Source organism: Halorientalis pallida (genome assembly GCF_004118325.1).
Lineage (GTDB): Archaea > Halobacteriota > Halobacteria > Halobacteriales > Haloarculaceae > Halorientalis > Halorientalis pallida.
Genome location: NZ_RDFA01000001.1, coordinates 248135 through 271664 on the forward strand (window position 1 = coordinate 248135; position 23530 = coordinate 271664).

Annotated in this window: 26 protein-coding genes and 1 pseudogene; 11 read left to right on the forward strand and 16 right to left on the reverse strand. The window is 68.1% G+C overall.

Annotated features, from left to right (window positions below):
- Positions 1–64: 64 nt before the first annotated feature.
- The 3 genes and pseudogenes from EAF64_RS21540 to EAF64_RS01415 all read left to right on the forward strand — a co-directional run.
- Positions 65–556, forward strand: a pseudogene (locus EAF64_RS21540) (CoA transferase); the annotation flags it as partial.
- 92 nt (positions 557–648) lie between these two features.
- Entirely contained in the window at positions 649–1167 is a 519-nt protein-coding gene (locus tag EAF64_RS21545) for a CoA transferase (protein ID WP_267899423.1), read from the forward strand.
- A 192-nt stretch (positions 1168–1359) separates the two neighbouring features.
- Positions 1360–1560: a dodecin gene (locus EAF64_RS01415; RefSeq protein ID WP_129067194.1), complete on the forward strand. Its 201-nt coding sequence runs from the start codon at positions 1360–1362 to the stop codon at positions 1558–1560.
- Here the strand turns inward: EAF64_RS01415 and EAF64_RS01420 are convergent.
- Complete coding sequence (locus EAF64_RS01420; protein ID WP_129067195.1) at positions 1557–1916, reverse strand: HesB/IscA family protein; 360 nt, start codon at positions 1914–1916, stop codon at positions 1557–1559. The two genes, EAF64_RS01415 and EAF64_RS01420, sit on opposite strands and share 4 nt — an antisense overlap.
- A 214-nt stretch (positions 1917–2130) precedes the next feature.
- On the opposite strand from EAF64_RS01420, the gene EAF64_RS01425 reads away from it, so the two are divergent.
- Positions 2131–3297 (forward strand): DUF7344 domain-containing protein, encoded by a 1167-nt coding sequence (locus EAF64_RS01425; RefSeq protein ID WP_129067196.1) that lies wholly within the window; start codon positions 2131–2133, stop codon positions 3295–3297.
- 34 nt (positions 3298–3331) lie between these two features.
- Here EAF64_RS01425 and hisD read toward each other — a convergent pair whose 3' ends face one another.
- The 3 genes from hisD to EAF64_RS01440 are packed head-to-tail and all read right to left on the reverse strand — an operon-like array spanning position 3332 to position 5926.
- A complete protein-coding gene (hisD, locus tag EAF64_RS01430; protein ID WP_129067197.1) occupies positions 3332–4603 on the reverse strand; it encodes a histidinol dehydrogenase in 1272 nt (423 codons plus the stop codon).
- A 48-nt stretch (positions 4604–4651) separates the two neighbouring features.
- The gene (locus EAF64_RS01435) at positions 4652–4984 is read right to left on the reverse strand and encodes a hypothetical protein (protein ID WP_129067198.1); all 333 of its coding nucleotides are present in this window, start codon (positions 4982–4984) and stop codon (positions 4652–4654) included.
- A gap of 57 nt (positions 4985–5041) precedes the next feature.
- A complete protein-coding gene (locus EAF64_RS01440; protein WP_129067199.1) occupies positions 5042–5926 on the reverse strand; it encodes an alpha/beta hydrolase in 885 nt (294 codons plus the stop codon).
- Between the two features lie 129 nt (positions 5927–6055).
- On the opposite strand from EAF64_RS01440, the gene EAF64_RS01445 reads away from it, so the two are divergent.
- Entirely contained in the window at positions 6056–6256 is a 201-nt protein-coding gene (locus EAF64_RS01445; RefSeq protein ID WP_129067200.1) for a hypothetical protein, read from the forward strand.
- Here EAF64_RS01445 and EAF64_RS01450 read toward each other — a convergent pair.
- Complete coding sequence (locus tag EAF64_RS01450; protein ID WP_129067201.1) at positions 6253–7194, reverse strand: J domain-containing protein; 942 nt, start codon at positions 7192–7194, stop codon at positions 6253–6255. The genes EAF64_RS01445 and EAF64_RS01450 overlap by 4 nt on opposite strands.
- Before the next feature lie 116 nt (positions 7195–7310).
- Between EAF64_RS01450 and EAF64_RS01455 the strand changes: the two genes are divergently transcribed.
- Positions 7311–7739, forward strand: coding sequence for a universal stress protein (locus tag EAF64_RS01455; RefSeq protein WP_129067202.1), 429 nt, complete (start codon positions 7311–7313; stop codon positions 7737–7739).
- Here EAF64_RS01455 and EAF64_RS01460 read toward each other — a convergent pair.
- The 3 genes from EAF64_RS01460 to EAF64_RS01470 form a co-directional block, all read right to left on the reverse strand.
- The gene (locus EAF64_RS01460) at positions 7736–8941 is read right to left on the reverse strand and encodes an inorganic phosphate transporter (RefSeq protein WP_129067203.1); all 1206 of its coding nucleotides are present in this window, start codon (positions 8939–8941) and stop codon (positions 7736–7738) included. The genes EAF64_RS01455 and EAF64_RS01460 overlap by 4 nt on opposite strands.
- A 128-nt stretch (positions 8942–9069) precedes the next feature.
- Positions 9070–9339 carry a DUF7322 domain-containing protein gene (locus EAF64_RS01465; protein WP_129067204.1) on the reverse strand — a complete coding sequence of 90 codons (270 nt, stop codon included), beginning with the start codon at positions 9337–9339 and terminating at the stop codon, positions 9070–9072.
- Positions 9339–9803 carry a pyridoxamine 5'-phosphate oxidase family protein gene (locus EAF64_RS01470; protein ID WP_129067205.1) on the reverse strand — a complete coding sequence of 155 codons (465 nt, stop codon included), beginning with the start codon at positions 9801–9803 and terminating at the stop codon, positions 9339–9341. The genes EAF64_RS01465 and EAF64_RS01470 overlap by 1 nt, the downstream gene beginning before the upstream one ends.
- Before the next feature lie 186 nt (positions 9804–9989).
- Between EAF64_RS01470 and EAF64_RS01475 the strand changes: the two genes are divergently transcribed.
- On the forward strand, positions 9990–10580 hold the full coding sequence (locus EAF64_RS01475) for an HdeD family acid-resistance protein (RefSeq protein ID WP_227738852.1): 591 nt from the start codon (positions 9990–9992) through the stop codon (positions 10578–10580).
- A gap of 41 nt (positions 10581–10621) precedes the next feature.
- Here the strand turns inward: EAF64_RS01475 and EAF64_RS01480 are convergent, their stop codons facing one another.
- The 7 genes from EAF64_RS01480 to glyA form a co-directional block, all read right to left on the reverse strand.
- On the reverse strand, positions 10622–11809 hold the full coding sequence (locus tag EAF64_RS01480) for an AI-2E family transporter (protein ID WP_129067206.1): 1188 nt from the start codon (positions 11807–11809) through the stop codon (positions 10622–10624).
- On the reverse strand, positions 11806–13209 hold the full coding sequence (locus EAF64_RS01485) for a TIGR00341 family protein (RefSeq protein ID WP_129067207.1): 1404 nt from the start codon (positions 13207–13209) through the stop codon (positions 11806–11808). The genes EAF64_RS01480 and EAF64_RS01485 overlap by 4 nt, the downstream gene beginning before the upstream one ends.
- 91 nt (positions 13210–13300) lie before the next feature.
- A complete protein-coding gene (locus EAF64_RS01490; RefSeq protein WP_325051198.1) occupies positions 13301–13795 on the reverse strand; it encodes an NUDIX hydrolase in 495 nt (164 codons plus the stop codon).
- Positions 13796–13801: 6 nt separating this feature from the next.
- Complete coding sequence (locus tag EAF64_RS01495) at positions 13802–14695, reverse strand: bifunctional methylenetetrahydrofolate dehydrogenase/methenyltetrahydrofolate cyclohydrolase (protein ID WP_129067208.1); 894 nt, start codon at positions 14693–14695, stop codon at positions 13802–13804.
- 53 nt (positions 14696–14748) lie between these two features.
- On the reverse strand, positions 14749–15255 hold the full coding sequence (locus tag EAF64_RS01500; RefSeq protein WP_129067209.1) for a hypothetical protein: 507 nt from the start codon (positions 15253–15255) through the stop codon (positions 14749–14751).
- Between the two features lie 101 nt (positions 15256–15356).
- Positions 15357–15737, reverse strand: coding sequence for a hypothetical protein (locus EAF64_RS01505; protein WP_129067210.1), 381 nt, complete (start codon positions 15735–15737; stop codon positions 15357–15359).
- Positions 15738–15754: 17 nt separating this feature from the next.
- Complete coding sequence (gene glyA / locus EAF64_RS01510; RefSeq protein WP_129067211.1) at positions 15755–17002, reverse strand: serine hydroxymethyltransferase; 1248 nt, start codon at positions 17000–17002, stop codon at positions 15755–15757.
- Between the two features lie 167 nt (positions 17003–17169).
- Here glyA and EAF64_RS01515 point away from each other — a divergent pair, with 167 nt between their 5' ends.
- The 4 genes from EAF64_RS01515 (at position 17170) to EAF64_RS20705 (ending at position 22294) form a co-directional block, all read left to right on the forward strand.
- Entirely contained in the window at positions 17170–19245 is a 2076-nt protein-coding gene (locus tag EAF64_RS01515; protein WP_129067212.1) for a hypothetical protein, read from the forward strand.
- 230 nt (positions 19246–19475) lie between these two features.
- Positions 19476–20294 (forward strand): transcriptional regulator TbsP, encoded by an 819-nt coding sequence (gene tbsP / locus EAF64_RS01520; protein ID WP_129067213.1) that lies wholly within the window; start codon positions 19476–19478, stop codon positions 20292–20294.
- A gap of 40 nt (positions 20295–20334) precedes the next feature.
- On the forward strand, positions 20335–22053 hold the full coding sequence (locus tag EAF64_RS01525) for a YcaO-like family protein (RefSeq protein ID WP_129067214.1): 1719 nt from the start codon (positions 20335–20337) through the stop codon (positions 22051–22053).
- A gap of 91 nt (positions 22054–22144) precedes the next feature.
- Entirely contained in the window at positions 22145–22294 is a 150-nt protein-coding gene (locus EAF64_RS20705; RefSeq protein WP_193767535.1) for a hypothetical protein, read from the forward strand.
- Here the strand turns inward: EAF64_RS20705 and EAF64_RS01530 are convergent.
- A complete protein-coding gene (locus EAF64_RS01530) occupies positions 22291–23430 on the reverse strand; it encodes a DUF63 family protein (RefSeq protein ID WP_129067215.1) in 1140 nt (379 codons plus the stop codon). The two genes, EAF64_RS20705 and EAF64_RS01530, sit on opposite strands and share 4 nt — an antisense overlap.
- Positions 23431–23530: the final 100 nt, after the last annotated feature.

Here is a 23530-nt window from a genome sequence, read left to right on the forward strand (position 1 = left end):
GGGTCCGCTCGACGGCCTGCGCGTGGTAGACTTCTCGGGAATGGTCAGCGGTGGCTACGCGACGATGCTGCTGGCCGATTTCGGTGCCGACGTGATCTGCGTCGAACACCCTGACAGTCCCGACCCGATCCTGGCCACCCGAGGAGGACGGGACGACCCTCTGGTGGAAGTCACTCGCCCGGAACAAGCGCTCCGTCACGAGCGATCTCGGTACCGACGAGGGGCGCGCGCTGGCGCTGGAACTGGTCGCCGACGCCGACGCGGTGGTCGAGAACTTCCGCCCGGGACGCTCGAACGGTGGAGCCTCGGCCCCGAGCGCCTCCAGGAAGCAAACGAGGAACTGGTCGTGGTCCGGATCTCGGGCTACGGTCAGACCGGGCCGAAAGCCGAGGAGCCGGGCTTCGGCACCGCCGCCGAAGCCATGTCCGGGTTCGCCCACGTCAACGGCTACCCCGACCGCGAGCCACTCCTCCCGCCGATCAGCCTCGCCGACATGGTCGCCGGACAGACCGCCGTGCAGGGACTCCTGATGGCGCTGTTCGAGCGCGACGTGACCGGAAGCGGCGAGGCGCGGGTGATCGACGTGAGTCTGCTGGAGTCCCTGGCGAGGTCGAGAAATACGACGAATAGGGCGCGGTCTCCGAACGGCTGGGCAACCACCACGCCAACGCCGCGCCGCGGAACGTCTACGAGACGACCGACGGCTACGTCGCGCTCTCGGCCTCGGCCCAGTCGATCTTCGAGAACCTCGCCGAGATCGTCGGGCATCCAGAACTCGTCGACGATCCGCGCTTCGCGGACGACGCCGTCCGCGTCGATCACGCCGACGGACTCGACGAGTACATCGGGCCGTGGATCGCCGACCGGTCCACCGACGAGGCTATCGAGGAGTTGGGGGCCGGCGATGCCGTCGTCGCACCTATCTACGACGTGAGCGACATCGTCGCGGACGACCACTACCGGGCGCGAAACGCCATCGTCGAGGTCGAGGACGAGGAGATCGGTCCGACCCGGACCGCGAACACCCACCCGAAGTTCTCACGGACGCCGGGCACCGTGGACCACCTCGGCCCGCGCCACGGGGAACACAACACGGAGGTCTACGTCGAGGAACTGGGCATCGACGAGGCGACGCTGGTCGACCTCCGGGACGAAGGCGTCTTCTGAGCCGTCCCGCTCCGCTGGCGAACAGGCGATCCCCGAGCGGTCCGACACGACGGATCGCACACCCGCCTCGACCGTGCCGGTCGACCGTCAGCGCATAGCCCGGGGTGGCCGCGGTTCCCGGCATAATCGTTCGCCCCGTGCTAAGTTTTAACACGGCAAGCGACGAAGGTGTGGACCCGGGGAGCGACAACCATGGTTTTCAAGAAAATCACGCTGATCGGTACGAGTTCGGAGAGTTTCGACGACGCGGTCGACGACGCGGTCGACCGGGCGGAGAACACGCTCGACAACGTCTACTGGGTCGAAGTGGAGGAGATGGGCGTCGAAATCGCCGCCGCGGAGGACCGGGAGTACCAGGCCGAGGTGGAGGTGGCCTTCGAGCTGGCCGACTAGGTCCGGAAGCTCTCGCCACAGCCACACTCGGAGACCACGTTGGGGTTCTCGACGTGGAACCCTTCGCCCTGCAGCCCGTCCTCGAAGTCGAGTACGCTACCCTCGATGTAGTTCATGCTGGCCTCGTCGACGAACACGCGCAGACCGTTGTGTTCGAAGATCGTGTCTTCGTCTTCGGGCTCGTAATCGAACCGCATGCCGTAAGAGAGGCCGGCACAGCCGCCCTGCTGGACGAACAATCGCAGCCCGGCCACGTCCGTGTCCATGTCTTCGCTCTCCAGCAGTCGGACTGCCTCCTCTGCGGCGGGCTCGGTGACCTCGATTTCCGTCTCGGCGGTCGCAGACGTTCCGCTCATGGCTCGGGTTACTGGACGAACGGTGTTAACTGTGTTGCCAGCGGAGAGCCCCGGCCCCGACGCGAAGATTGCGCTCGTTGACGACTTCAGCTGGGGTTTCCCGAAGTAAGAACCTGTTACCCCGCAAAACGCCTTCTCTGGAGCGGATCCAGTTCGGACGGCCTAATCCTTTTGGCAGTAGAGTCAACCCCGCTTCCGAGAAAGGAGAGAGTACATGTCCAGCAAGGCCCCAGACAAGACCGCCCCCGACGACGCCGAACCGCGTACCGTCTCGCGGCTGTTGGCCGCGCTCGCGGACAGTCGTGGACGACGAGTCGTGTCCCTGCTCAGAGAGCGCCGAGACGGAATCCCCGAGTCGGAACTCCCGACCCTCGTCGTCAGCGCCGAGTCCGGTGTGCCGCTGCGTGCGGTCTCCGACGAACGGCACGAGGCCGTCGTCGTCAGCCTCAAGCACCACTACCTCCCGGCGCTCGAATCGGCCGGCCTCGTCCAGCGCCAGGGCGACACCGTCAAGCCGTCGGTTCCGAGCCTGACCGGTGCGGCCGTCCTCGACACGGCACTGGATCTCGACGCCTCACCTGCGGACACGGAGACGGCGCTCGACCTCCTCGCGTCGGAGCGCCGGCGGACGGTGATCGAACACCTCCGTGCCGAAACCGAGACGACGGTCGACGACCTGATCACGGCGGCGACGGACGACAGCGCCGACGAGCAGGACGTCCACGTCTCGCTGGTCCACAGACACCTGCCCAAACTCGCGGACGCTGACGCTATCTCCTACGAAGAGCGCGGCGACGAACGCCGCGTCGTCTACGAGGGACTGCCCGTCGACGACGCGGCCGTCGGCGAACTGTTGCCCGACGGTGGCACCGGAACGCGCCCCGGACAGGCTGACGAAGTGGCGACGGAGACCGAAGTGCAGTCCATCGACGGACGCGACGACATCGTCGCCCACGGGCAGGCGCTGTTCGACCGGGCCGAGGAGGAACTGTTCGTGATGGTCACGACGGACGGGTTGCTGGCCCCGCTGTGTCTCGAACGGCTCCGGGACGCCGTGGACCGGGGCGTAGAGGTTTACGTCGGCTCCCAGACCCGGACGGTCCGGGACACGGTCCGGGAGGAGGTCCCGGGCGCAACGATCTGGGAACCCCAGCGCAACTGGCTCGACCTGCCACCGACCCGGGACCGGCTCGGACGGCTCGTGCTCGTGGACCGCGAGGCGGTCATGCTCGGCACCATCGACGAAGCAGGCAGAGAGCGAGCACTCGTGGGCAACGGGGAAGACGACGTGCTCGTCGTCCTGCTCCGGGAGCTCCTCGGTGAACGCCTCGACCACCTCGACGGACAGAGCGACGACGTTCTCTCGCACCTCCCGCTCTGAGCGCCACCTCCGGCATCGGGACTGCCGGCGCAGGTCAGTCCTCGAAGCGCTTCCGGACGCTCTCGGCGTGTGCCTCCAGTCCCTCGGCCTCGGCCAGCGTCGTGATCGTCTCCGAGAGGTCGCCGAGCGCGCTCTCGTCCAGCCGCTGGACGGTCGTCGAGCGCAGGAACGTGTCGACCGAGAGCCCGCCGTAGCGGCGCGCACCGCCGCCGGTCGGGAGGACGTGGTTGGGGCCGCTGGCGTAGTCGCCCGCCGCGACGGGCGAGTACGGACCCAGGAAGACGCTGCCGGCGCTGTCGATGCGGTCGAGCAGAGCCTCGTCCTCGTCGGCGACGATGGTCAGGTGCTCGGCCGCGTACTCCTCGACGAACAGGACGGCTTCGCTCATCGACCGGGCGAGGAACACGCCGCTCTCGTCGGTGTCGAGCGCGCCCCGAATCGTCTCCTCGCGCTCGCGACCTGGAACCTGGGTCTCGACGGCCTCGGCGACCGCCTCGGCCAGGTCCGGGTCGTCCGTGACCGCGACGACGGAGGCGTGGGTGTCGTGTTCGGCCTGTGCCACGAGGTCGGCGGCGACGAGGTCTGGGTCGGCCGTCCCGTCGGCCAGCACGGCGACCTCGCTGGGGCCGGCCAGGAAGTCGATCTCCACGTCGCCCCGCACTTCCGCCTTGGCGGCCGTCACCCACCGGTTCCCCGGGCCGACGACCGTCTGCACGCGGTCGACCGTCTCGGTCCCGTAGGCCAGCGCCGCGATACCCTGTGCGCCGCCGACCTGGTAGACGGCGTCGGCTCCGGCGATCTCGATGGCCGCGAGCGTGACCGCATTCAGTTCCTCCGCCGGCGGCGTCGCGACGGCCACGTGATCGACGCCCGCCACTTTGGCGGGAATCACGCCCATCAGCGCGCTGGAGGGGTAGGCGGCGGTACCGCCGGGGACGTAGACGCCGGCGCGCTCGACGGCAGTGAACCGGCGGCCCAGGTCCCGGCCGTCGAAGTCCTCGCGCCAGTCGTCGGGAACCTGTCGCTCGTGGAACGCACGCACGTTGGCGGCGGCGGTCTCGATGGCCTCGCGGACGTCGTCGTCGATCTCGTCGACGGCGCGTTCGGCGGCGTCGGTCACGTCGAGGTTGCCCACCGACACGTCGTCGAACTCCTCGCTGTACTCGCGGATCGCCACGTCACCCTCCTCGTGGACGCGGTCGACGATCTCGCGTACGTCGTCGCGGACTGCCTCGACCCCGGCGTCGCGCTCGAAGATCGCCGCCCGCTCGTCGGGCCGCAACTCCGAAATCTCCCGGACGTTCATACGCCTCCTCGTCGGGCCAGGAAAAAACGGTTGTCGAAGTTCGGGCCGTCAGGCGGCCGGGTCGGTGCCGTCGGGACTGTACGTGTTCAACCGGTAGAGCAGCCGGGCCACGTCGAGGAAGACGACGGCGGCGAAAACGCCCGACAGGTAGGCGGGCGGGTCCGCGACGGCGTAGGCTCCGCCGACGACCAGCGCCGCGACCCCGATCCGCAGGACGGTGTTGCCGGCGACGCTGGCGGCCACGTGCGCGGGGACCGGCGAGGTCTCGTCGTACCCGGCGAGCAGGAACGTCCACTCCCGGAACCTGATCAGGTACCCGAACACGAGCAAGAGCGCGGCGGCAGCGAAGTACTCGACCGCGATGGAGGGCAATCCGAGCATACCAGAGGATAGCCCGCCGCGTTTCAAAAACGTTTCTCGAACCGAACGTTCGGTCGGTCAGGACCAGTTGTCCACGACCGTCGACACGCAGCCGTCGTCGGGCAGCGGGAAGCTGTCGTGGTCGCTCACGTCCTCGGTCACGTCGTACTCCTCGTAGTTGGCCGGCGGTTCGCCCTCCGCGCCCGTGTCGCCGACGGCCTTGTCCCACTCCTTCCAGGCGTACGTCCAGCCGAGGAAGTCGTCGTCGGTCTTGTAGTAGTTGCGGCAGGTGTCGCAGTGGTCCGCGATGGCCTGCCCGTACTGCCCGTCGGTCGCCACCGAGTCGTTGTCGACGGCACCCCCGAGTAAGTCGACCGATTTGACCGACGTGTCGTACCCCCGATCCATGAAGAACTCCAGACACTCCGCGACGGTCTTGGCCCCGCCGCCGTGTGCGACCAGCCTGACGTCGGTGTCCGGCCGTTCGTCCTGGTAGTCCCGGACGAACGTGCCGAGTTTGTCCGCGTTCCAGTCCGCGATGGTCACGGTCTGACCCCAGCGGCCCTCGTCGGCGTCCCAGTCGTAGCCGATCAGCGCCTCGTCGTAGCCCGCCGACCGGAGCGCGTCGTTGAACCCGCGCAACGAGTCCAGCGCACCCGTCAGATCCTTGTCGTATCGGTGGACGAACACGACCAGTTCCGACGGCGAGGCGTCGTCGGTGAACCCCGGTATCGTGCCGCTGGTGTCGTAGTCGGTGCGGTCGTGTCGCGGCGTGTAGTCGACGCTGAACAGTCCCGCCGACAGGTGACCGCGGGTGGTGATCCGGCCGGCGTACGACCCCTCGAAGGCCCCTGCCGTTCCGGTTGCCGCGGCCCCCAGTCCGACCGTGATTGCCGCCCCTGTGCCCACCGTGCGTAGATACGCCCGTCTCGTGACTCGCGTCGAATCGTCCCCACGTCCCATAGTGCCACCCTTTCGAATCGCACGATATGCTAAATAAATTATGCACCGTACGTCCGTGTCTTTATACGTAGGGAGCGTCAGACACCTGTCTGCCGGGGAATTTTGACCGTACAGGTCGACGAGGGGCGTATGAGCTCGGAGTTCGTCTGGGGGGCGACGAAAGTCTGGCACTGTCAGGTGTGTGAGAGCCGCAACGTCACCACGGAGACGGACGTGTTCTCCGACCAGTGTCGCAACTGTACGATCTACAACCAGCTCGACTGGTCCGAGAGCGGCGAGGTGAGCGTCGTCGAGGCGCGTCGGATCGCCGAGGGCATGGAAGCCGACTAGGAGTACACCTGCGAGACCATGTGGAGGATCGAGAAGAAGACCGTCGCTCCGAGCAACAACAGCGAGACGAACAGCATCGGCACCGACGGGATCCAGGACATGATCAGCCAGATCGTGACGAACGCGCTGATCAGGAACACGAAGTGAAAGGCCAGCCAGGGGCCGACCTGCCGGAGCGCGTCCCGCAGTGACCCGACACCGACGTCGCTGGCCGCCGTCGCGGTCGGTTCGTACCCGGACGGTGTGTAGCCGTTCGTCGAGGCGTGGGCCGCCTGCCAGCCGTCGGCTCGCGCTCTCTCGCGCGGGTCCGCGCTGTGGCCGCCGGTCGCCGTCGAAGCCGACGACGAACTGGAGAACGCCCAGTCCTGGCCCGCGTCGGTCGACCACGTCCCGTACTCGTCGGCTTCGGTCCCGCTAGCCCCGGTCTCACCCGTGTCCGCGCCGCTAGTGCTGGTTCCGCCAGTACTCCCGGTCTCCGTATCGGTCCCCGTGTTCCGCCGGGTCCGACCCCGCCGCCCGGTTCGTCCGGTCCGGCGGCTTCCGTTCCGCCCGCTCGAACCGGCCTCTGCGTGGCTAGAGCGGTAGCGCTGGTAGTTCTCGGCGTTGTCGTCCGCGTCGGTACCGCGCTGATTCGACCGATCCGACGACTCCGAACCGCCCGAACGGTCGGTGGCTCCCGTGTCGTCGACCGACCAGGCGGAGCTATCGAGGTGGTCGCGGACGTAGGCAGTGTGGCCGACGCGGTCGTACCGGCGGCGGGACGCCTCGTCGACCAGCACGTCACGGGCAGCGGTGAGGCGCTTGAAACTATCGGCGGCGTCGTCGTCGTCACTCACGTCCGGGTGGGTCTCCTTGACCTGGGCCCGGTAGGCGTCCCGTATCGCCTCGGTGTCGGCGTCGGATTCGACACCGAGGACGCTGTAGAACGTCTCTGCCATGCGGGTGCCTGATTGTGTCACGTTCGTTCCCCGGAAGGTTAAATTTCACCCAGGCTCCAGCTCCGGAGTCGCGGCCCACCGCCGGACTACTTGTGCCCGGGGCGACTACGGCCAGTATGGCCTCCCACGTGCTGGTCCCGCTCGACGGGTCACCGCTGGCCGACGACGCACTCGCGCACGCGCTGGACACCTTCGACTGCCCGGTGACGGTGCTGAACGTGGTGACGCCGCTGGACGAGGGAATGAGTGAGGGTGGCATCCTCGACACCGACGAGTCACGGGAGGACGCGGCCCGAGACCGCGCCGAGACCCTGATCGAGCGGGCGCGCCGCCAGGCCGAGGCGGTCGACCGCGACCTCGATACCGTCGTCGAGACGGGCGACCCGGCCGAGACCATCCTCGAGTACGTCGACGACCACGACGTCGATCACGTCGTCATGGGCGGACACGGCGGGGCGAAAAGCGACCTCGCCAGCCGCCTGCTCGGCACCGTGGCGACGGTCGTCGTCGGCGAGGCCCCCGTCACGGTCACCGTCGTCCGCTAGCCGAGCGGGACGGCCAGCACCCGGTAGAGCCCGAACCCGACGCCGACGGACGTGACCAGCGTCAGAATCCAGAAGGTCAGCGTCACGCCGATCTTCCGCCGCGAGACGCCCGCCGACCCGCCCGCGAGGCCGCCCCCGATCACGCCCGAGATGATGATGTTGTTGAACGAAATCGGGATCCCCAGCGCGATGGCCGCCTGTGCGATGACGAACCCCGGGACCAGCGCGGCGATGGAGCGCCGGACACCGAGCTGTGCGTACTCCCGCGAAGTCGCCTGCAGGAGTCGCGGCGCACCCATCCACGCCCCGCCGAGGATGCCCACCGCACCGATGGCCAGCAGTGCGATCCCCGGCAGGCCGAGTTCGGCCCGGTAGAGGTTTTCGAGCGGACCGGTGGCGAGGCCGACCTGGCTCCCCCCGCTGGAGAAGGCCACCAGACTGCCCAGCGCGACGAGGAACACTTTCACTCCGCGGTCCACCGACTGCTGGGTCGCACGCCGGATGAACTGGAAGCTCAGGGCCGCCAGGAAGGCGGTCGCGACGGCCGTCGCGGCGAGTTCGGCGCCGGTCACGCCGGTCTTGGCGGCCATCCCGCCGGCGTACCCGGCGATGGAGCCCTGGGGCTGGCCGGTGGGGGACGGAATGATGCTCAACTGGACGTTCGCCACGATGCCGCCGACCAGCGCCGCCAGCAGCGGGACGCCGACCGTCTCGGGGATGTCGTCGCGGCGCAGGATGGTCGCGGTGAGGTACGCCAGTCCGCCGGAGACCGGCGGCACGAGCGCCCAGAACAATGCGATCCGCTGGTAGGTGCCGTACGCGGGCGCACCGCCTAGCGAGAGGCCGACGCCGACCATCGCCCCGGTCGTCGCGAAGGCGGCCGGCACCGGATAGCCCGAGTAGATCCCGAAGGCCATGAACGCGGTCGCGGTCAGCAGCCCCGCGGTCGCCGCCAGCGAGGTGATCGCCACCCCGTCGATCAGCCCCGCGCCGACGGTCTCGGAGATGCTGCCCCCCTGGGTGAGCGCCCCGAGCGCGGCGAGGATGCCGATGAGGAAGGCTGCCCGCATCGTCGAGATTGCGTTAGCACCGATCGCGGGGGCGAAGGGCGGGGAGTTACTGTTGGCTCCGAGCGTCCAGGCCGTGACCAGTCCCGTGAGCGTCGCGAAGACGACCAGACCCCAGAACACGAGTTCGGCCACCGACTCATCGACCCCCGTGACAGTCGTGGCTGACCCTGTAGGCGGGAGCGGCGGCGCAGAACGGACGGCGTGTGTCCTCGTGCATCGGCGAGGGTTCGTCCGGAGGGGTCAAAACCTTCGTGGCGGATTCACCGCCGCCGGTGCCACCGGACGATGCCGCCGGCGAGCGCCATCGCCACGAGGCCACCGCCGACGAGGAGCCCGCCCAGCGTCCACTGCCCACGAAAGCCACCGAGCATGAGCCCGAGGCTGGCCGCGAACAGCCCGGCCTGTGCGAGGCCGACGGCGGCGAGAAAGCCCCAGAACGTCGCCGCGTCGGCGCGCTGGATCGACTCGCTCAGCCCCTCCGGTGGCTCCGCCACCTCCTCCGTCTCGACGACGGAGAAGGGATCGAACATCAGTCGAACCCCGGCGGCAGTCCGGTGTGTTTGACGCCGCTCCACGCTTCGACCAGGAACCGGTAGACCGCGACGTCGGCACTGGCCGCGGCCTCCTCGATCAGCCCCGGTCGCCAGGCGTCGGCCAACACGCCGTCGATCTCGTCCCACTCCGACTCCGGGACCTCCTCGAGCCGGCCCGTCAGCGAGACGCTCTCCCAGTTGTAGGGCGACTCGGCACTGTACGCGAGGAACGTGGCGTGCTCGGCCCGCTCGCTCAGGTCCGCCTTCCGACTCTCACCGCCGAGGACGTAGGTGAAGTAGAGTCGCGACTCGCCGTCGAAGCCGAAGGACAGCGGGAGCATGTACGGCCCGTTCCCGGTCGGCAGTCCCAGCACCCCCATTCGCTGATTCGCGAGGAAGGCGTTGATCTCGTCGTCGGTCAGCTGTTCGAGTCCGTACGCCCCCAGTTCGTCGACTGTCATCCCACCGCACACCAGAGGCCGAACGGGTATCAATCGCTCGCCGCTTCTCGGCTGTCGGACCAGTCGGCCCAGGCGAGACGTCGTCGGGACACCGACGGGTTCGGCGCGAATCGTGCATGCGACCCACCACAACCAGCGCACGAACCCGAAAATAGGCTTTTCGCGGCCAGCGACCAAGGTTCTCTCATGGTATCACAGCACACAGCGTCCGAGAGGCGCGTCGACCAGGATCAACTGATCCGCGGGAGTATGCTCGGCGGGGTCCTGCTCGCGCTGTTCGGCATCGTCGCGTTGTTCGCGCCGTTCGTGATCGGCCTGTCGCTGGCGATCGTCCTCGGGGCACTGCTCGTCGTCGGCGGGCTCGTCCACGTCGCGGCCGCCTTCTCTGCGGGCAGTCTCCTCGGTCTCGGCTGGCAAGTGTTCCTCGGTCTGGTCTACGGAATCGCCGGGATCGCGGTGCTGGTCAACCCGCTGCTCGGACTCACCACGTTGACGCTGCTGGTCGTCGGCTTCTTCCTGAGTAGCGGTTTCCTCCAGCTCGGGTGGGCGGTCACCGGTGGGGAGGGGAGCCGGACCTGGCTCGCCGTCAGCGGCGTCCTCGGACTGTTGCTCGCCGTCCTGCTGTGGGTCGACTTCCCCGCCTCGGCGCTGTGGGCCGTGGGCGTCCTCTTCGGCGTAAACTTCCTCGTGACCGGCGTCTCGATGATCCTCCACAGCAGAAAGCGCCGCCCCGCCGCGGCCGTCGAGACGACCGACGAAGCCGGCCAGCGGATGTGAGCAGGGGACAGCGTCGAGTCGGTTCTCGCTCGCTGGCCGACTCACCCGGGTTCGGCCCCGCCGCGTTTCCCCTCCCGGGTCGGCGACTCCGCCTGAGTCTGGTACTCGTCGAGACGGTGGAGGGTCGGTGTCGAGGGCTCGTCCCGATCCGGGCCGACGAGGGCGGGCAGGATTCGGCGCAGGAAGGTCACGAGCAGGACCAGCACGAGCGGGCCGAGGAAGATGCCGTACCAGCCGAACAGGGGCGGGCCGAGCAGGTAGGCGAACATGACGAGCCCGGTCTGTAACTGTCGGCCCGAGAGGTACGGCCGGATGTACGTGCGGACCACGAAGTCGAAGGCGACGCCCATCACCCCGTAGAATGCGACCGGGTACCACAGCAGTCGTGGGTCGACCGGGGCGGCCTGGACTGCGAGGAGTGCGGCGATGAAGAGGTAGATTATCGACCGACCCACCATCGGAATCAGCGTGAAGACACCAGTCACCACGCCGAGCAGGACCACGGACGGGATGAGCAGTCCGGCGGGTGCCACGGCGTTGAGCGTCGCGTAGATCAGCGTCGAGAGGATCATGATCGCGAAGATCGTCGTCGTGTACCCGAAAAAGACCGATCCCAGCCCGTCGTCGACGGTCCGAAAGAACTCCACCGCTCGGCTCTCGGTACCGAAGACGTTGTCCTCGAACCAGCTGGCGATCGACCGGTCGCTGACCAGCAGGAAGAAGGCGAGCAGGATGGCGATGAAGAGGTTGTACAGCGTCACGCTCACTGCACCGACGACGCCGCCGACCTCACCGAGCAGGGTCTGGACCGACGGGTCCCGGACCAGATCGGTCGTCGTGCGAACGATGGCGTCCGACGTCTGCGGGATCGCCGGGATCTGGACCGGCAGTTGTGACACGATGGCCTCGACCGGTGCGTCCGCGAGGATCTCCAGGAGTTGCCCCAGCGCGATCAACAGGACGACCCCCAGCAGGGCCACGACCGGGACGACGATCACTAAGAGCGTGACGGTCGCCGCGATGCTCTTCGAGGGGAGGTACCGCTCCAGTCGCCTGGAGACCGGACGGCCGACGTAGTAGACGAACAGCCCGAACACCAGCCACGCCAGGTACCGCTCCACGATCAACGCCAGCACGGCCGCCAGCGCCAGTCCGAGCACCCACCAGCCGAGGTCCTCGCGAGCCATCCAGACCCGAACGTCCCGCGTCGGGGAATCTCCCTCAGTCATTCGAACAAGTACCACACCGCACCGGTTAAGCGAACTGTCGGATGCGGTGACGAGACGGCTGGTGGGTCACGTCGTCGGCTCGCGCTCCCGGTGGCCCCGTCGATCACGTCGACCGACCCGGTTCGTTGTTCGGTGACGAAGCCGACGCGAACGACGACATCCTCGCCGGTCGCGTTCGTCAGTCGGCGGTCGAGTCGGGCGGCGAGGTCGGGTGGTGGCGGCTCGGTCGCTGGCCGTCCCACCAGCACGTTGACTTCGGCGGGATTGCCCAGCAGGATGTCCGTCGGTTCGTACTCGACGGTCACGTCCACGAAGTCGAGCCGCTCCGGGTACTCGGTCCGGAAGATCTGCGCCAGTTCGTCGTTGGTCTCGCTCTCGAACGTCGAGGCCTTGAAGGACGCGTACGTCACGAGCCCAAGGACGAGCGAGAGCGCAGCGATCGCGGCCACGAGCAACGCGACACGCGCCCGGACCGACGATCGGGCGCGGGCCGTGCGGTCGGCTTCTTCGGGACGAAAGCCGGCGATCCACAGCACGAGCAGTGCCGAGAGGTTGATCGCCAGCAGGTTCACTAGCACGAGGACGGCGGCAGCGACCGCCACTGTCCAGTCCAGCCACGCGATGCCCAGGCCGGACGTGGCGGCCGGCGGGATCAGCGCCACGGCGATTGCGACGCCGACCAGCGCGGACCCTACGTCGCGCACGACGCTGATCGCCCCGGCGATTCCGGAACCGAGCGCGAGAAACAGCGAGAGGAAGTTCGGGCTGGTCCGTTCGGCGACCTGCGGGATGGACTCCAGATCGAGTCCCGGCGGGACGAGGATCGTCCCCCGAACGACGACCCCGACGACCGCGCCGGTGAGAATCGCCACTGCGAGGCCAATCGCCTGCAAACTAACACCCCGGGAGGCCAGCGACCGGTCGTCGAGCACTGCACCGACGCTGGCGGAGATGGCGGGGCCCATCAGCGGCGCGACGACCATCGCACCGATGATCGTCGCCGCCGAGTCGAGCAGGAGACCGGTCGTCGCGATGGTCGTACTCAGCAGGATCAGCGCGAAAAACGTCGAACTGGCCGGTGCCAGGTCGAGTGCCCGTGCGATCAGTTCGTCCCGAGAGATACGGTGGCCCGCGTACTTCGCTCGCAGGGCCGGCAACCGCATCGACACGACGGTTTCCGGAGCCAGCACGATCGTGTAGGCGTCTTCCCTGATCCCGGCCGCCCGCAACCGATCCAGCACCGTCTCGACGCCGTTTTCGGGCACCGGAAACTGCACGAGCGCCTCGAACTCGCCACGACCGGTCTCCTCGAAGACGGCGTAGTCGATCCCCTCCGCGTCGAGTTCGTCGAGGACGGCCGATCTCGTACCATCCGGGACGAGCACCTGCACGAGCCGCATGCGCACAGGTCCACGTCAATCTTCATAAGCCGGCTTCGTCCTCGCCGAACATATCGCGCCGCCGGCTCGAGTCAGAACCTCAGCGTTTCGTTCACCGCGCGCCAGTCACGACCTCGCGGTCGACCGTGTTTTCCGGCACGTTCTCGACCCACCGGACGGCCTCGATCGACTCGCCGTCGACCCCCGGAGCGCTGGTGAGTTCGGTCGCCGCCGGTGTGGCCGTGTAGTGGGCGAAGTAGAAGGCGAGGCTGTCGTCGCCACACTCGAAGGCGACTTCGGTGACGGCCACGAGCGGCCCGACGCTGACGGTCACGCCGGTCTCTTCCTCGACCTCCCGGACCAGTGCTTCCTCGTGCGTCTCGCCGGGTTCGACCTCACCCCCGGGAGCGAGCCACTCGCCGTCCTCACGGACCAGCAGGACACGGCCCGCGTCGTCGGTGACGACCGCGCCGACCGCCCAGGTCATCGGACCGACCTTCGGTTCCAGTTCGGCGAAGCGGCCGGTGTCGACGGTCTCGACTTTCCGACGTTCGCGGACGCCGTCACGGGCCGACAGATCGGCGAACGCAGGGTCGGGCGTGGTCATGCGACCTCAGGGGAGGGACACGTCGGTGTCGGTCTGGAGACTCGCGGCCTTGACGGTGTTCCAGAGGAGCATGGCGCGGGTCATCGGGCCCACGCCGCCGGGGACGGGCGTGATCGCGCCCGCCACCTCTTTCGCGCTCTCGTACTCCACGTCGCCGACCAGTTCGTAGCCCTTCTCGGTGTCGGCGTCGACGCGGTTGATCCCCACGTCGATCACCGTGGCACCCTCGCCGAGCATGTCGCCGTCGATCATCTCCGGGACGCCCGCCGCGGCGATCACGATGTCGGCCGCGCGAGTCCTCGCGGCGAGGTCTTCGGTCCGGGAGTGACACACGGTGACGGTCGCGTTGCCGCCCTCGGCCTTCTGGAGCAGGAGGTTCGCCATCGGCTTGCCGACGATGTCCGAGCGGCCGACGACCACCGCGTCGGCCCCCTCGGTCTCGACGCCGGCCCCGGCCAGCAGTTTCTGGATGCCGTGGGGCGTACAGGGCTTGTAGCGGGCGTTGCCGGCGACGAGACGGCCAACGTTCTCGGGGTGGAACCCGTCCACGTCTTTCAGCGGGTCGATCCGTCGGAGGACCTCGCGGTCGTCGACGTGATCCGGCACGGGCATCTGGACGAGGATGCCGTTGACCTCGGGGTCGTCGTTGAGTTCGTCGATGGTGTCGAACAGTTCGTCGGCAGGCGCGTCGGGGTCGATCTCCACGTCCCGGGCCTCGATGCCGACCTCCTCGCAGTCGTCCTGTTTCATCGAGACGTAGGTCTCGCTGGCGGGGTCGTCGCTCATCAGCACGGTCGCCAGCGTCGGCGTGGTCCCGGCGTCGGCGAGCGTGTCGATGGCGTCGCCCAGTCCGTCGCGAACCGCCTGTGCGACGGCGTTCCCGTCGATGATCTCGGTCATGTCCGAACAGGCGGTGGGGCGACCCTTGAACGTCTCGAAAGCCGGCTGACCGATCAGGGACAGTCCGCGCCCCCGAACGAATCGGGGTCGCTCCCCTGCGCGACGGCTCGGGTCGCGCCCGAGTCGAGGGTGACGAGCATCGCCTGCCCGCCGTACGCGTGAGTCTGATCGTGGCCGCGGACGACGACGCAGGGGATGCCGTCGGGTACGCTGATCGTCTCGGAGCGGGTGAACGGTTGCTCGTCGTGTGGGTGCAGGAGGTCGCGCCGGCCCAGCCGAGTACCGTCGAGGCGTTCGACCTGCCACCAGTTCGCGTACCCCGACTCGCCCGCGTCGTCGTGGTGGAGCGTCACGTCGAAGCGGTAGTCACCACCCACGGGCTCCACGGAGACCCCGACGACGTTGGCTTCACGGAGGTCGAGGTCGGCCGTGGTGCCGGTCGAATCGGCCGACTCGTCCGTCGAAGCGTTCGGTCCCGCACACCCCGCGAGCGCGCCGGCGAAACAGCACGCGCCGCTGGCGAGGACGCGGCGGCGCGACGGTGGCGTATCGTGAGTCATCGGTCCGGTCGACGACCACCGGAATGAAAAGTGTAGCCCGCGCGTGTCCCCCGTGCGAACGACCGCGAGCGCGGCCGGTGCACGACCAGGACACGGCCGACTCAGATCGCCCGGGTCAGATACGGACCGATGCTGGTAGCGGACAGGAAGACGGCGAAGACGGCCGCGGGAACCCACACCGACCGGACCCGCTCGTAGCTCACGCTAGCGATGGCGGCCGCCGCCAGGTACGCCGGCCCGCTCGATACGATGCATACGGACGCCGAGATTGCGTCGGGGCCGAACAAGCAGCCGAGGACGAACGCCCAGAAGGCCCCGACGACGGCCAGTACGACGACGGCGGTCAGACCCAGCGTGAGCGACAGGGCCCGGGACTCCGGGGCTGTCGAATTCGGCCCGACCGACTGGACCACCCTGACCGCCAGCAACGCCGACAGAACCGGCAGGAGAGTTCCTCCGGCGAGGGTCGTGAGGACGAACACCGGGCCGTCGGACCGGTCTACTGATACAGCGGGTGCGCGTCGGTGAGCTTCTGGACGCGTTCCGCGGCCTCGGCCTTCACGTCCTCGTCGTCGTAGTCGTCGACCACGTCGGCGATGATGTCGGCGACCTCGCGACAGTCGGCCTCGTCGAAGCCGCGGGTGGTGAGGCCGGGGGTACCCGCGCGGATACCCGAGGGGTTGAACGCAGAGCGCGTCTCGCCCGGCACGGTGTTGGCGTTGAGGACGACGCCCACGTCTTCGAGGGCTTCCTCGGCGTCCTTCCCGGTCGTGTCGGGGTGGGACTCGCGCAGGTCCACGAGGACGAGGTGGTTGTCCGTGCCGCCCGAGACCAGCGAGAGGCCACGTTCCTGGAGCTGGTCACCCAGCGCCTTCGCGTTCTCGACGGTCTGTTCGGCGTAGTCCTCGAACTCGGGCTGGAGCGCCTCCTCGAACCCGACGGCCTTCCCGGCGACGTTGTGCATCAGGGGCCCACCCTGGCCACCGGGGAAGACGGCGGGGTCGATGTCGTCGGCGTACTCCTCGTCGCACATGATGATGCCGCCGCGACCAGCGCGGATCGTCTTGTGCGTCGACCCGGTGACGAAGTCGGCGGTGCCGACGGGGTTCTGGTGGACGCCAGCGGCCACGAGGCCGGTGATGTGCGCGATGTCGGCGAGGTGGTAGGCGTCGACGGCGTCGGCGGCCTCCTGGATGGACTCGAAGTCGACCTCGCGCGGGTACGCGGAGTACCCCGAGACGATGATGTCCGGGTCGAACTCCTCGGCGTGGGCGTGGAGGTCCTCGTAGTCGATGTAGCCCGTCTCCGGGTCGACCTCGTACTGTTCGACCTCGTAGAGCTGGCCAGTGAAGTTCGCGGGGTGGCCGTGAGAGAGGTGGCCGCCGTGGTTCAGATCCAGCGAGAGGATCTTGTCGCCGGGTTCCAGCATGGCGTAGTAGACGCCCTGGTTGGCCTGCGTCCCCGAGTGGGGCTGGACGTTGACGTGTTCCGCGCCCCACAGCTCTTTGGCGCGCTCGATGGCGAGTTCCTCGACCTCGTCGGCGTACTCACAGCCCGCGTAGTAGCGCTCGCCCGGGTAGCCCTCGGCGTACTTGTTGGTGAGGGCACTGCCCTGTGCCTCCAGGACCGCCTCGCTGACGTGGTTCTCGCTCGCGATCATCGCCAGGGTGTCGTTTTGTCGCTGCACTTCGCCCTCGAGGGCGTCCGCGACCGCCGGGTCGACCTCCCGGACGTGTTCGTAGTTCATGCTCGTGGCTCAGTCCTGGCGCGTCAATAATCTACCTTTCCGGCCCGGGCTTTTCACCACCGACAGTAACCCTGTAAAGAAAGACCGTCAATCGTGGGTCATTTAATAACCCGGTCATACCCCGTCCGAAAAATAATGAGTGAGTAGTACGTGCGACTGAACGTAGCATGATGGCCTGGGTGGCGGCCAATGGGGGGGTTAGAGCCATCGGGGGCGCCGGAGAGACGACGGTTCGGACCGTCGACTGGGAGGATCGCCGATCCGGACCGGAACTCGTACAACCGGTCGAGGACTGCGTGACCGGGAGTCTCTCCGAACTGCGTGTCCCCGTTGAGAACGCAACGCTGACCGACGCGTCCGGGGGACGGCAGTACGATCTGTCCGAGCCGGTCGCGCTCGACAGGGGACAGTTCCTGCTCGACTGTCGGCTGGCAGTCGGTGCGTCCGCCGGGCGCGAGGCGCGAGGCGGGCCGGCGATGGAACTGTACTGCCGGTTCGACGGGCCCGCGTTCGTCCGTCGAGTGGGCGACCAGATCGTGGTCAGCCTCGGGGAGGAGCGACCGGTGACACTCGGGTTCAGGGAACACTGCGAGGACCCGTCGACGGTCACGGTGCCGCCGACGCCGGCGGGCGTCGCGGACGCGATCAGTCACCTGTCGGCGGCGCTCCGGACGACCGGCCCGGCGCGGTCACATCCGTCGATGCGGGATCACCCGCCCGTCGTCGAGGTGGGCGACGAGCGGTCGATTCCCGACGCCGTCGAGGCGGCGACGCCCGACACGGGAATCGAACTCCAGTTGCCCGAGCACCTGGAGTACCTGTTCGTCGGCGCGCCGCTGGCGTACTATCTGGGCGCGACCGTGACCGTCGAGGCCGGCGCGACGCCGAAACTGGTCGCTCCGAGCACGGACGTGGAGTGTCGGTTCCGGGAACTCCCGACCTTCCAGCACGGCGTCGCGCGCCTGCTCAGACAGGTGTTTTTCTACGATACGCTGGTCCGGGACCTGGACGGAGAGTCGCCGGCCTGTCGCGAGGCACTGCTGGACCGGTTCGGCCTCGACCCGGCGGCGTTGCGGAACCGGACGCCCGCCGAGCGGCTGGCGCGGTACTTCTGTGTCACGGAGCCTGACTTCGAGGAGTACCTGCCCGAGTGGCACTTCTCGACGTACGCCGCGCCGGAACGGGACAACGTCCGGTCGCTCCCGTACCTGCTGGACGCGTTGAGCCTGATCTACCTGCCCGAGGCCTCCGAGCTGCGGGGGACGGAGTTGCTCGAACGGACGCTCGACGACTTCTACCGGTCGGGGAGTCACGCTGGTCGGCGTTCGGTGGCCTCGGTCGACCGGGTGGACCCGGAGCTTCGGGCCGGTCGCATCCACGCCTGGCTGGCGAATGGTGCACCCATCGACGCGTTCAAGACCTCGCCGCAGGCCTACGAGAACCGGCGACAGTATCAGGACCGTCGGGGGACGCCGCTGTCGGTGACGGTCGTGCTCAACGACGAGGAGATGTACGACGAACACACGGCGGTCGCTGACATCTACGAGGAGCGATCGGCGGACCTGCCGCTGTCGGTCGACATCGAGGAACACCTCAGCAGCGCGGAACTCGCCGAAGTGTTCGCCTCACCCAACGACTTCGTCCACTACATCGGCCACTGCGACGCCGACGGGCTGGAGTGTCCCGACGGGCGGTTCACGGCGTCGTCGCTGGAGCGCTGTGAGACGCGCACGTTCTTCCTCAACGCCTGTGGCTCCTACCACGAGGGCCTGGAGTTGATCGAACGGGGGAGCGTCGGCGGTGCGGTCACGCTGACGAAGGTGCTGGATCGGCAGGCTGCGAAGGTCGGCACCGCCTTCGCGCGCCTGCTCGTCCACGGGTTCGGCCTCGAACCGGCGATGCAGTTGTCGCGCCGGCGGATCATGATGGGGAAAGACTACGCCGTCGTCGGGGACGGCACGTACACGCTCGCACCGACGCCCGACAGTCCGGTCGTTGGCTGGCTCGAACACGGAAACGGCGGTTTCCGGCTGTCCTGTGAGGCGGTGACCGGCCGCCGGATCGGCGACTGCTTCCAGCCGGCCTTCACCGAGGAGTCGGCCTACCACGGGACGGCGACGGAGACTGTCCTCGACCGCGGCGAACTGGTGGAGGTCCTGTCGGAGACGCCGCTTCCCATCATATACGACAACGAGTTCCACTGGTCGGACGACCTGGCGACGGAACTCGGCCGGGGCCGCTGACCGTTTTCACTGGCGAAAGGACCCACCGGACCTCGATCTTCCCACGGCCGGCAGGTCTACCGGTGGTTTTACTCCCGAACTAGTAGTTCGATATTCACTTTTGATATTCAGACCAAAGGCATATAATTAGCCGGCTCGAAACTCAGATGTATAATTGTTGGTCGCGTAATTCAACTCGTTATCAACGATAAAATTAAATACCGTAATACAATATATACATTCATAGGACGATGAGCCAAAACCTGCTTGCGGACGGCATCGCGGACCTACTGAGGACCGAGTTGTCGGCTGCCCCCACCGAATCGTATCTCGTGAACCCCTCGCGAGAGACAATCGAAGAGCTGGTATCGGTAATGAGTACGCTGGAGTCCCCACCCGCCGTCGACCTGCTGGCGGCCGAACGGCCGCTCAAGGACGTGATGGACGACTTCATCATCGCGAGCCGGGCGGCGAACCTTGTCGCCGACGGCGTGCTGTCCATCCGGACGGCCGAGAATCCCCCGGAGAACGCCCTGTTCGTCACCGACGACGAGGTCGTCGCCCTCGTCGCGGCCGGCGAGACGGTGGCCGGGCTGACGACCGACGACGACGAGTTCGTCGAGAGCGCCCGTGAGCGCTACGACGCTATCTGGGAGAGCGCAGACGAGTTCGGTCTCCGGACCCCGCCGCTGACGGAAGTCCGGGAGACGCTGTCGAGCGACATCAGCGAGGGCACGGCGACGGACTTCGACGAGGTGCTCGCCTCTCTTCAGACCGCACGCGGCAACGGGGACGGCCTCGACGAGGTGACGATCAGCCTCCTGGTTGCCGCGAAAAACGGCGAGTTGCTGTACGACATCAGCAAGTGGGGCGAGGACATCGGCCTCGCCTCGAAGGCAACCTTCTCCCGCACCAAGACCAAGCTCGAAGACATGGGCCTGATCGACACCGAGAAGGTCCCCATCGACGTGGGCCGCCCGCGGCTCCGGCTGATGCTCGGTGACGAGCGCCTCGAAGACGCCGACTCGGACCAGCTGGCCAACGTGGCCCAGAGCCTGCTGTCGAGTTGAGGCCTGCGCTTTTTTGAGCCCCGGTCGCGTTCGGCCACCAATGACAGTCGCTCTCGTCGGTTCGGGACCGGCACGTGACGCGGTCGCCGCCGCACTGGGAGACGTCGACGCGCAGGTGACGGACCTCGATCCGACGGTCGTCGGCGGTGCCGACCTGGCGATCGTCGTCGGACAGGCCGGCGACGTTGCCTTCGAGACGGTCGACGAGCGCGCCCGCGAGTCGGGCATCCCGTGGCTCGCGGTCGAGATCGGCGGCGTCGGCGGCTACCCCGTCGTCGAGGCCGCCGTGTCCGGATTCGGCCCCGGAACCGCCTGTTACCGCTGTCTCCAGTCCCGCGTGCGCTCGAACGCCGACCCCGCCCAGGAGCCACAGGCCGCACCCGACGCCGAGACGGCCCGGTTCGCCGGGGCCATCGCCGGCCGGGAAGCCGCGAAACTCGTCTCCGGCAAGCGGTCCTCGATCGTCGGCGGCGTTATCGAAGTCCCCCACACCCGGCGGCAGTTCCTGCCGGTCCCCAACTGCGTCTGTGCCGGCGGGCGCGACCGGACGCTGGGCGACGACCACGTCGACCGCGACCTGGAGGAAGCGCTGACCCGCGCCGAACGGGGTCTCGACGAGCGGGTCGGCGTCGTGGCCGAAGTGGGCGAAGCCGAGTCGTTCCCGGCCCCCTACTACCTCGCGAGCGTCGCGGACACGGGCGAGTTCAGCGACGCGACGGCGCCCCGACAGGCCGCCGGCGTGGCCGCCGACTGGAACGCGGCGTTCATGAAGGCACTCGGGGAGGGCTACGAGCGCTACAGCGCCGGGATCTATCGCACTGCCGAGTTCGAGACCGGGACGGCCACCGAGATCGACGACGCCGTGCCACCGTCGACGTTCGTCTGTGCCGACGGCGACGACTGGACGACCGCCGACGAACACACCGAGGTCGAGTGGGTCCCCGGCCGGAACCTCGACACCGACGGCGCCGTGTGGCTCCCCGCGGAGTTCGTCCAGTTCCCGCCGCCGACCGAGCGGTTCCGCCCGGCCGTGACCACGGGACTGGGACTGGGAAACAGCACCACCGAGGCGCTCCTGTCGGGCCTGTACGAGATAATCGAGCGCGACGCCGCGATGCTCTCGTGGTACTCGACGTTCGACCCGCTCGGCCTCTCGGTCGAGGACGAGACGTTCGGCACCCTTCGGCGGCGGGCCAAGTCGGAGGGACTGGACGTGGTACCGCTCTTGCTCACCCAGGACGTGGACGTGCCCGTCGTGGCCGCCGCGGTCCACCGCGAGGAGTGGCCCCGCTTCGCCGTCGGCCTCTCGGCCCACCTCGACCCCGCACGCGCCGCGCGGTCGGCCCTGGCCGAAGCACTCCAGAACTGGCTCGAACTCCGCGGGATGGGGGCCGAGGACGCCGCCGAGGAGAACGGTGCCATCGGTCACTTCGCGGACTTCCCCGGTGAGGCCCAGACGTTCCTCGCGGTCTCCAGTAGCGTTCCCGCCGAACAGGTCGGCCCCGCGGCGGTCCCCGACGGCCGCGCCCACCTCGACGCCGTCGTGGAGCGCCTGCGGGACGCCGATCTGGACGTGTACGGCTCGCGACTCACCCCCCGCGACGTGGACGCGCTCGGGTTCGAGGCCGTCCGGGCCGTCGTCCCGAGCGCCCAGCCACTGTTCTTCGACGACGCCTACTTCGGCGAGCGTGCCGAGTCGATCCCCGAGAGCATGGGCTTCGAGCCCCGACTCGACAGGGACCACCACCCGTATCCCTAGGGAGAGATAGTTTTATCTCGCAGTGTGTGAAATACACACACGGGGTTGCTCGCGGACAGGCCAGCACCGTCCGGTAGCGGCCCGTGTATCCATGACGACCGAATTCGACCTCCCGTGTGCGGACTGTGGCCAGGCACTGGTCCGGCGACAGGTCGACCGCGCGGGTGCGACGGTGACCGTGGCAGCGTGTCAGAACTGCGGCGGTCGGTACTACCCGGAATCAGCCTTGCAGAAGCTCTAGATGCCAAACGTGGCGCGGATCATGTCGCGGGTCCCGGGCCCCAGTCCGACCGCGACGATGGCAGTCAGCAAGAGCAGGGCGTAGCGGGGACTCTCCTCGAAGATCTCCCGGTCGAAGATCCAGACGACCGCCAGCGCGACGACCAGTTTCACGAGCAGGAACGGCCACGACGAGCCCAGCGCGGTCAACAGCGACGTGGGGAGGATCGTCTCGGCCGTGCTGATGATGAACGCGTTGGCGGGATGTTTCGGGCTGTAGACGGCGTCGACACCGAGGGCGCCGAGCCAGTCGGCGGCGATGACGTTTGCGACGCCGTCGATGGCGTGGCCCCACAGCACGACCAGGCCGATCAGGCCGGTCCCGGCGTTGATCTCGGGCCGGAACCGGTCGACGCCGAGGTAGATCCCACCGGCCAGCGCCGTCGCGATCAGGACCACGCTCAGGAGTACCTGCGGGTAGAACTCGACGTAATCGGCCGTCAGCCCCAGCGAGACCAGGTAGCCGAAGGTCAGGAGGAAGGCTGCGCTCCCGACGGCCGCCATCGGCCACATGTAGGTCTCGACGTAGCCCTCCCGGCGAAGCCAGACGGTCACCAGCAGCGAGCCCAGCGTCACGAAGAAGACGGTGAAGTAGATGATCGGGCTGATGATCAACGTGTTCCAGGGGTACGCGATGGCCTGTGTCACGCCCTCGGGGACGGCGTCGTTGGCGTCTTCGACGACACGGAGTGCGCCGCCGAACAGCATGAACGGCACCAGCGCGAAGAACAGGCCCCGGTCCCGGCCCACGTCGAGTCGGCGAAGTAACTGGAGGACCCCGATCAGTCCGAACAGCAAGACGACCATGTACCCCACCTCCGACACGAGTGTGTATCCCGGCTCGGCGACGACGGCACCGCTCGTCACGGCCTGCTGACACGCCACCTGGTTGTACAGCAGTTCCACGGAGCCACCGCTGTGAACGGCACACACCGCGTTGTTGGCGTCGGCGTAGACCGGCCCCCAGAAGTAGTGCCAAACGAACCCGCGATAGACGGCGTCGGAGAACGCCAGCGAGCCGAGGACCAGCGCCGCGACACCGGCCAGGGCGGTCGCCGTCCAGGCGCGTTCGGCGTCGATCCGCTCGGTCACCTGCATGCTCGACACCGCGCGAGCCGAGCGTTTCAGGGTTCCGATCCTGTGCGACCGGCGAACACGACCGTGGCCGGCGGTCCGGCCGATCGCGCGTGCTTACCCG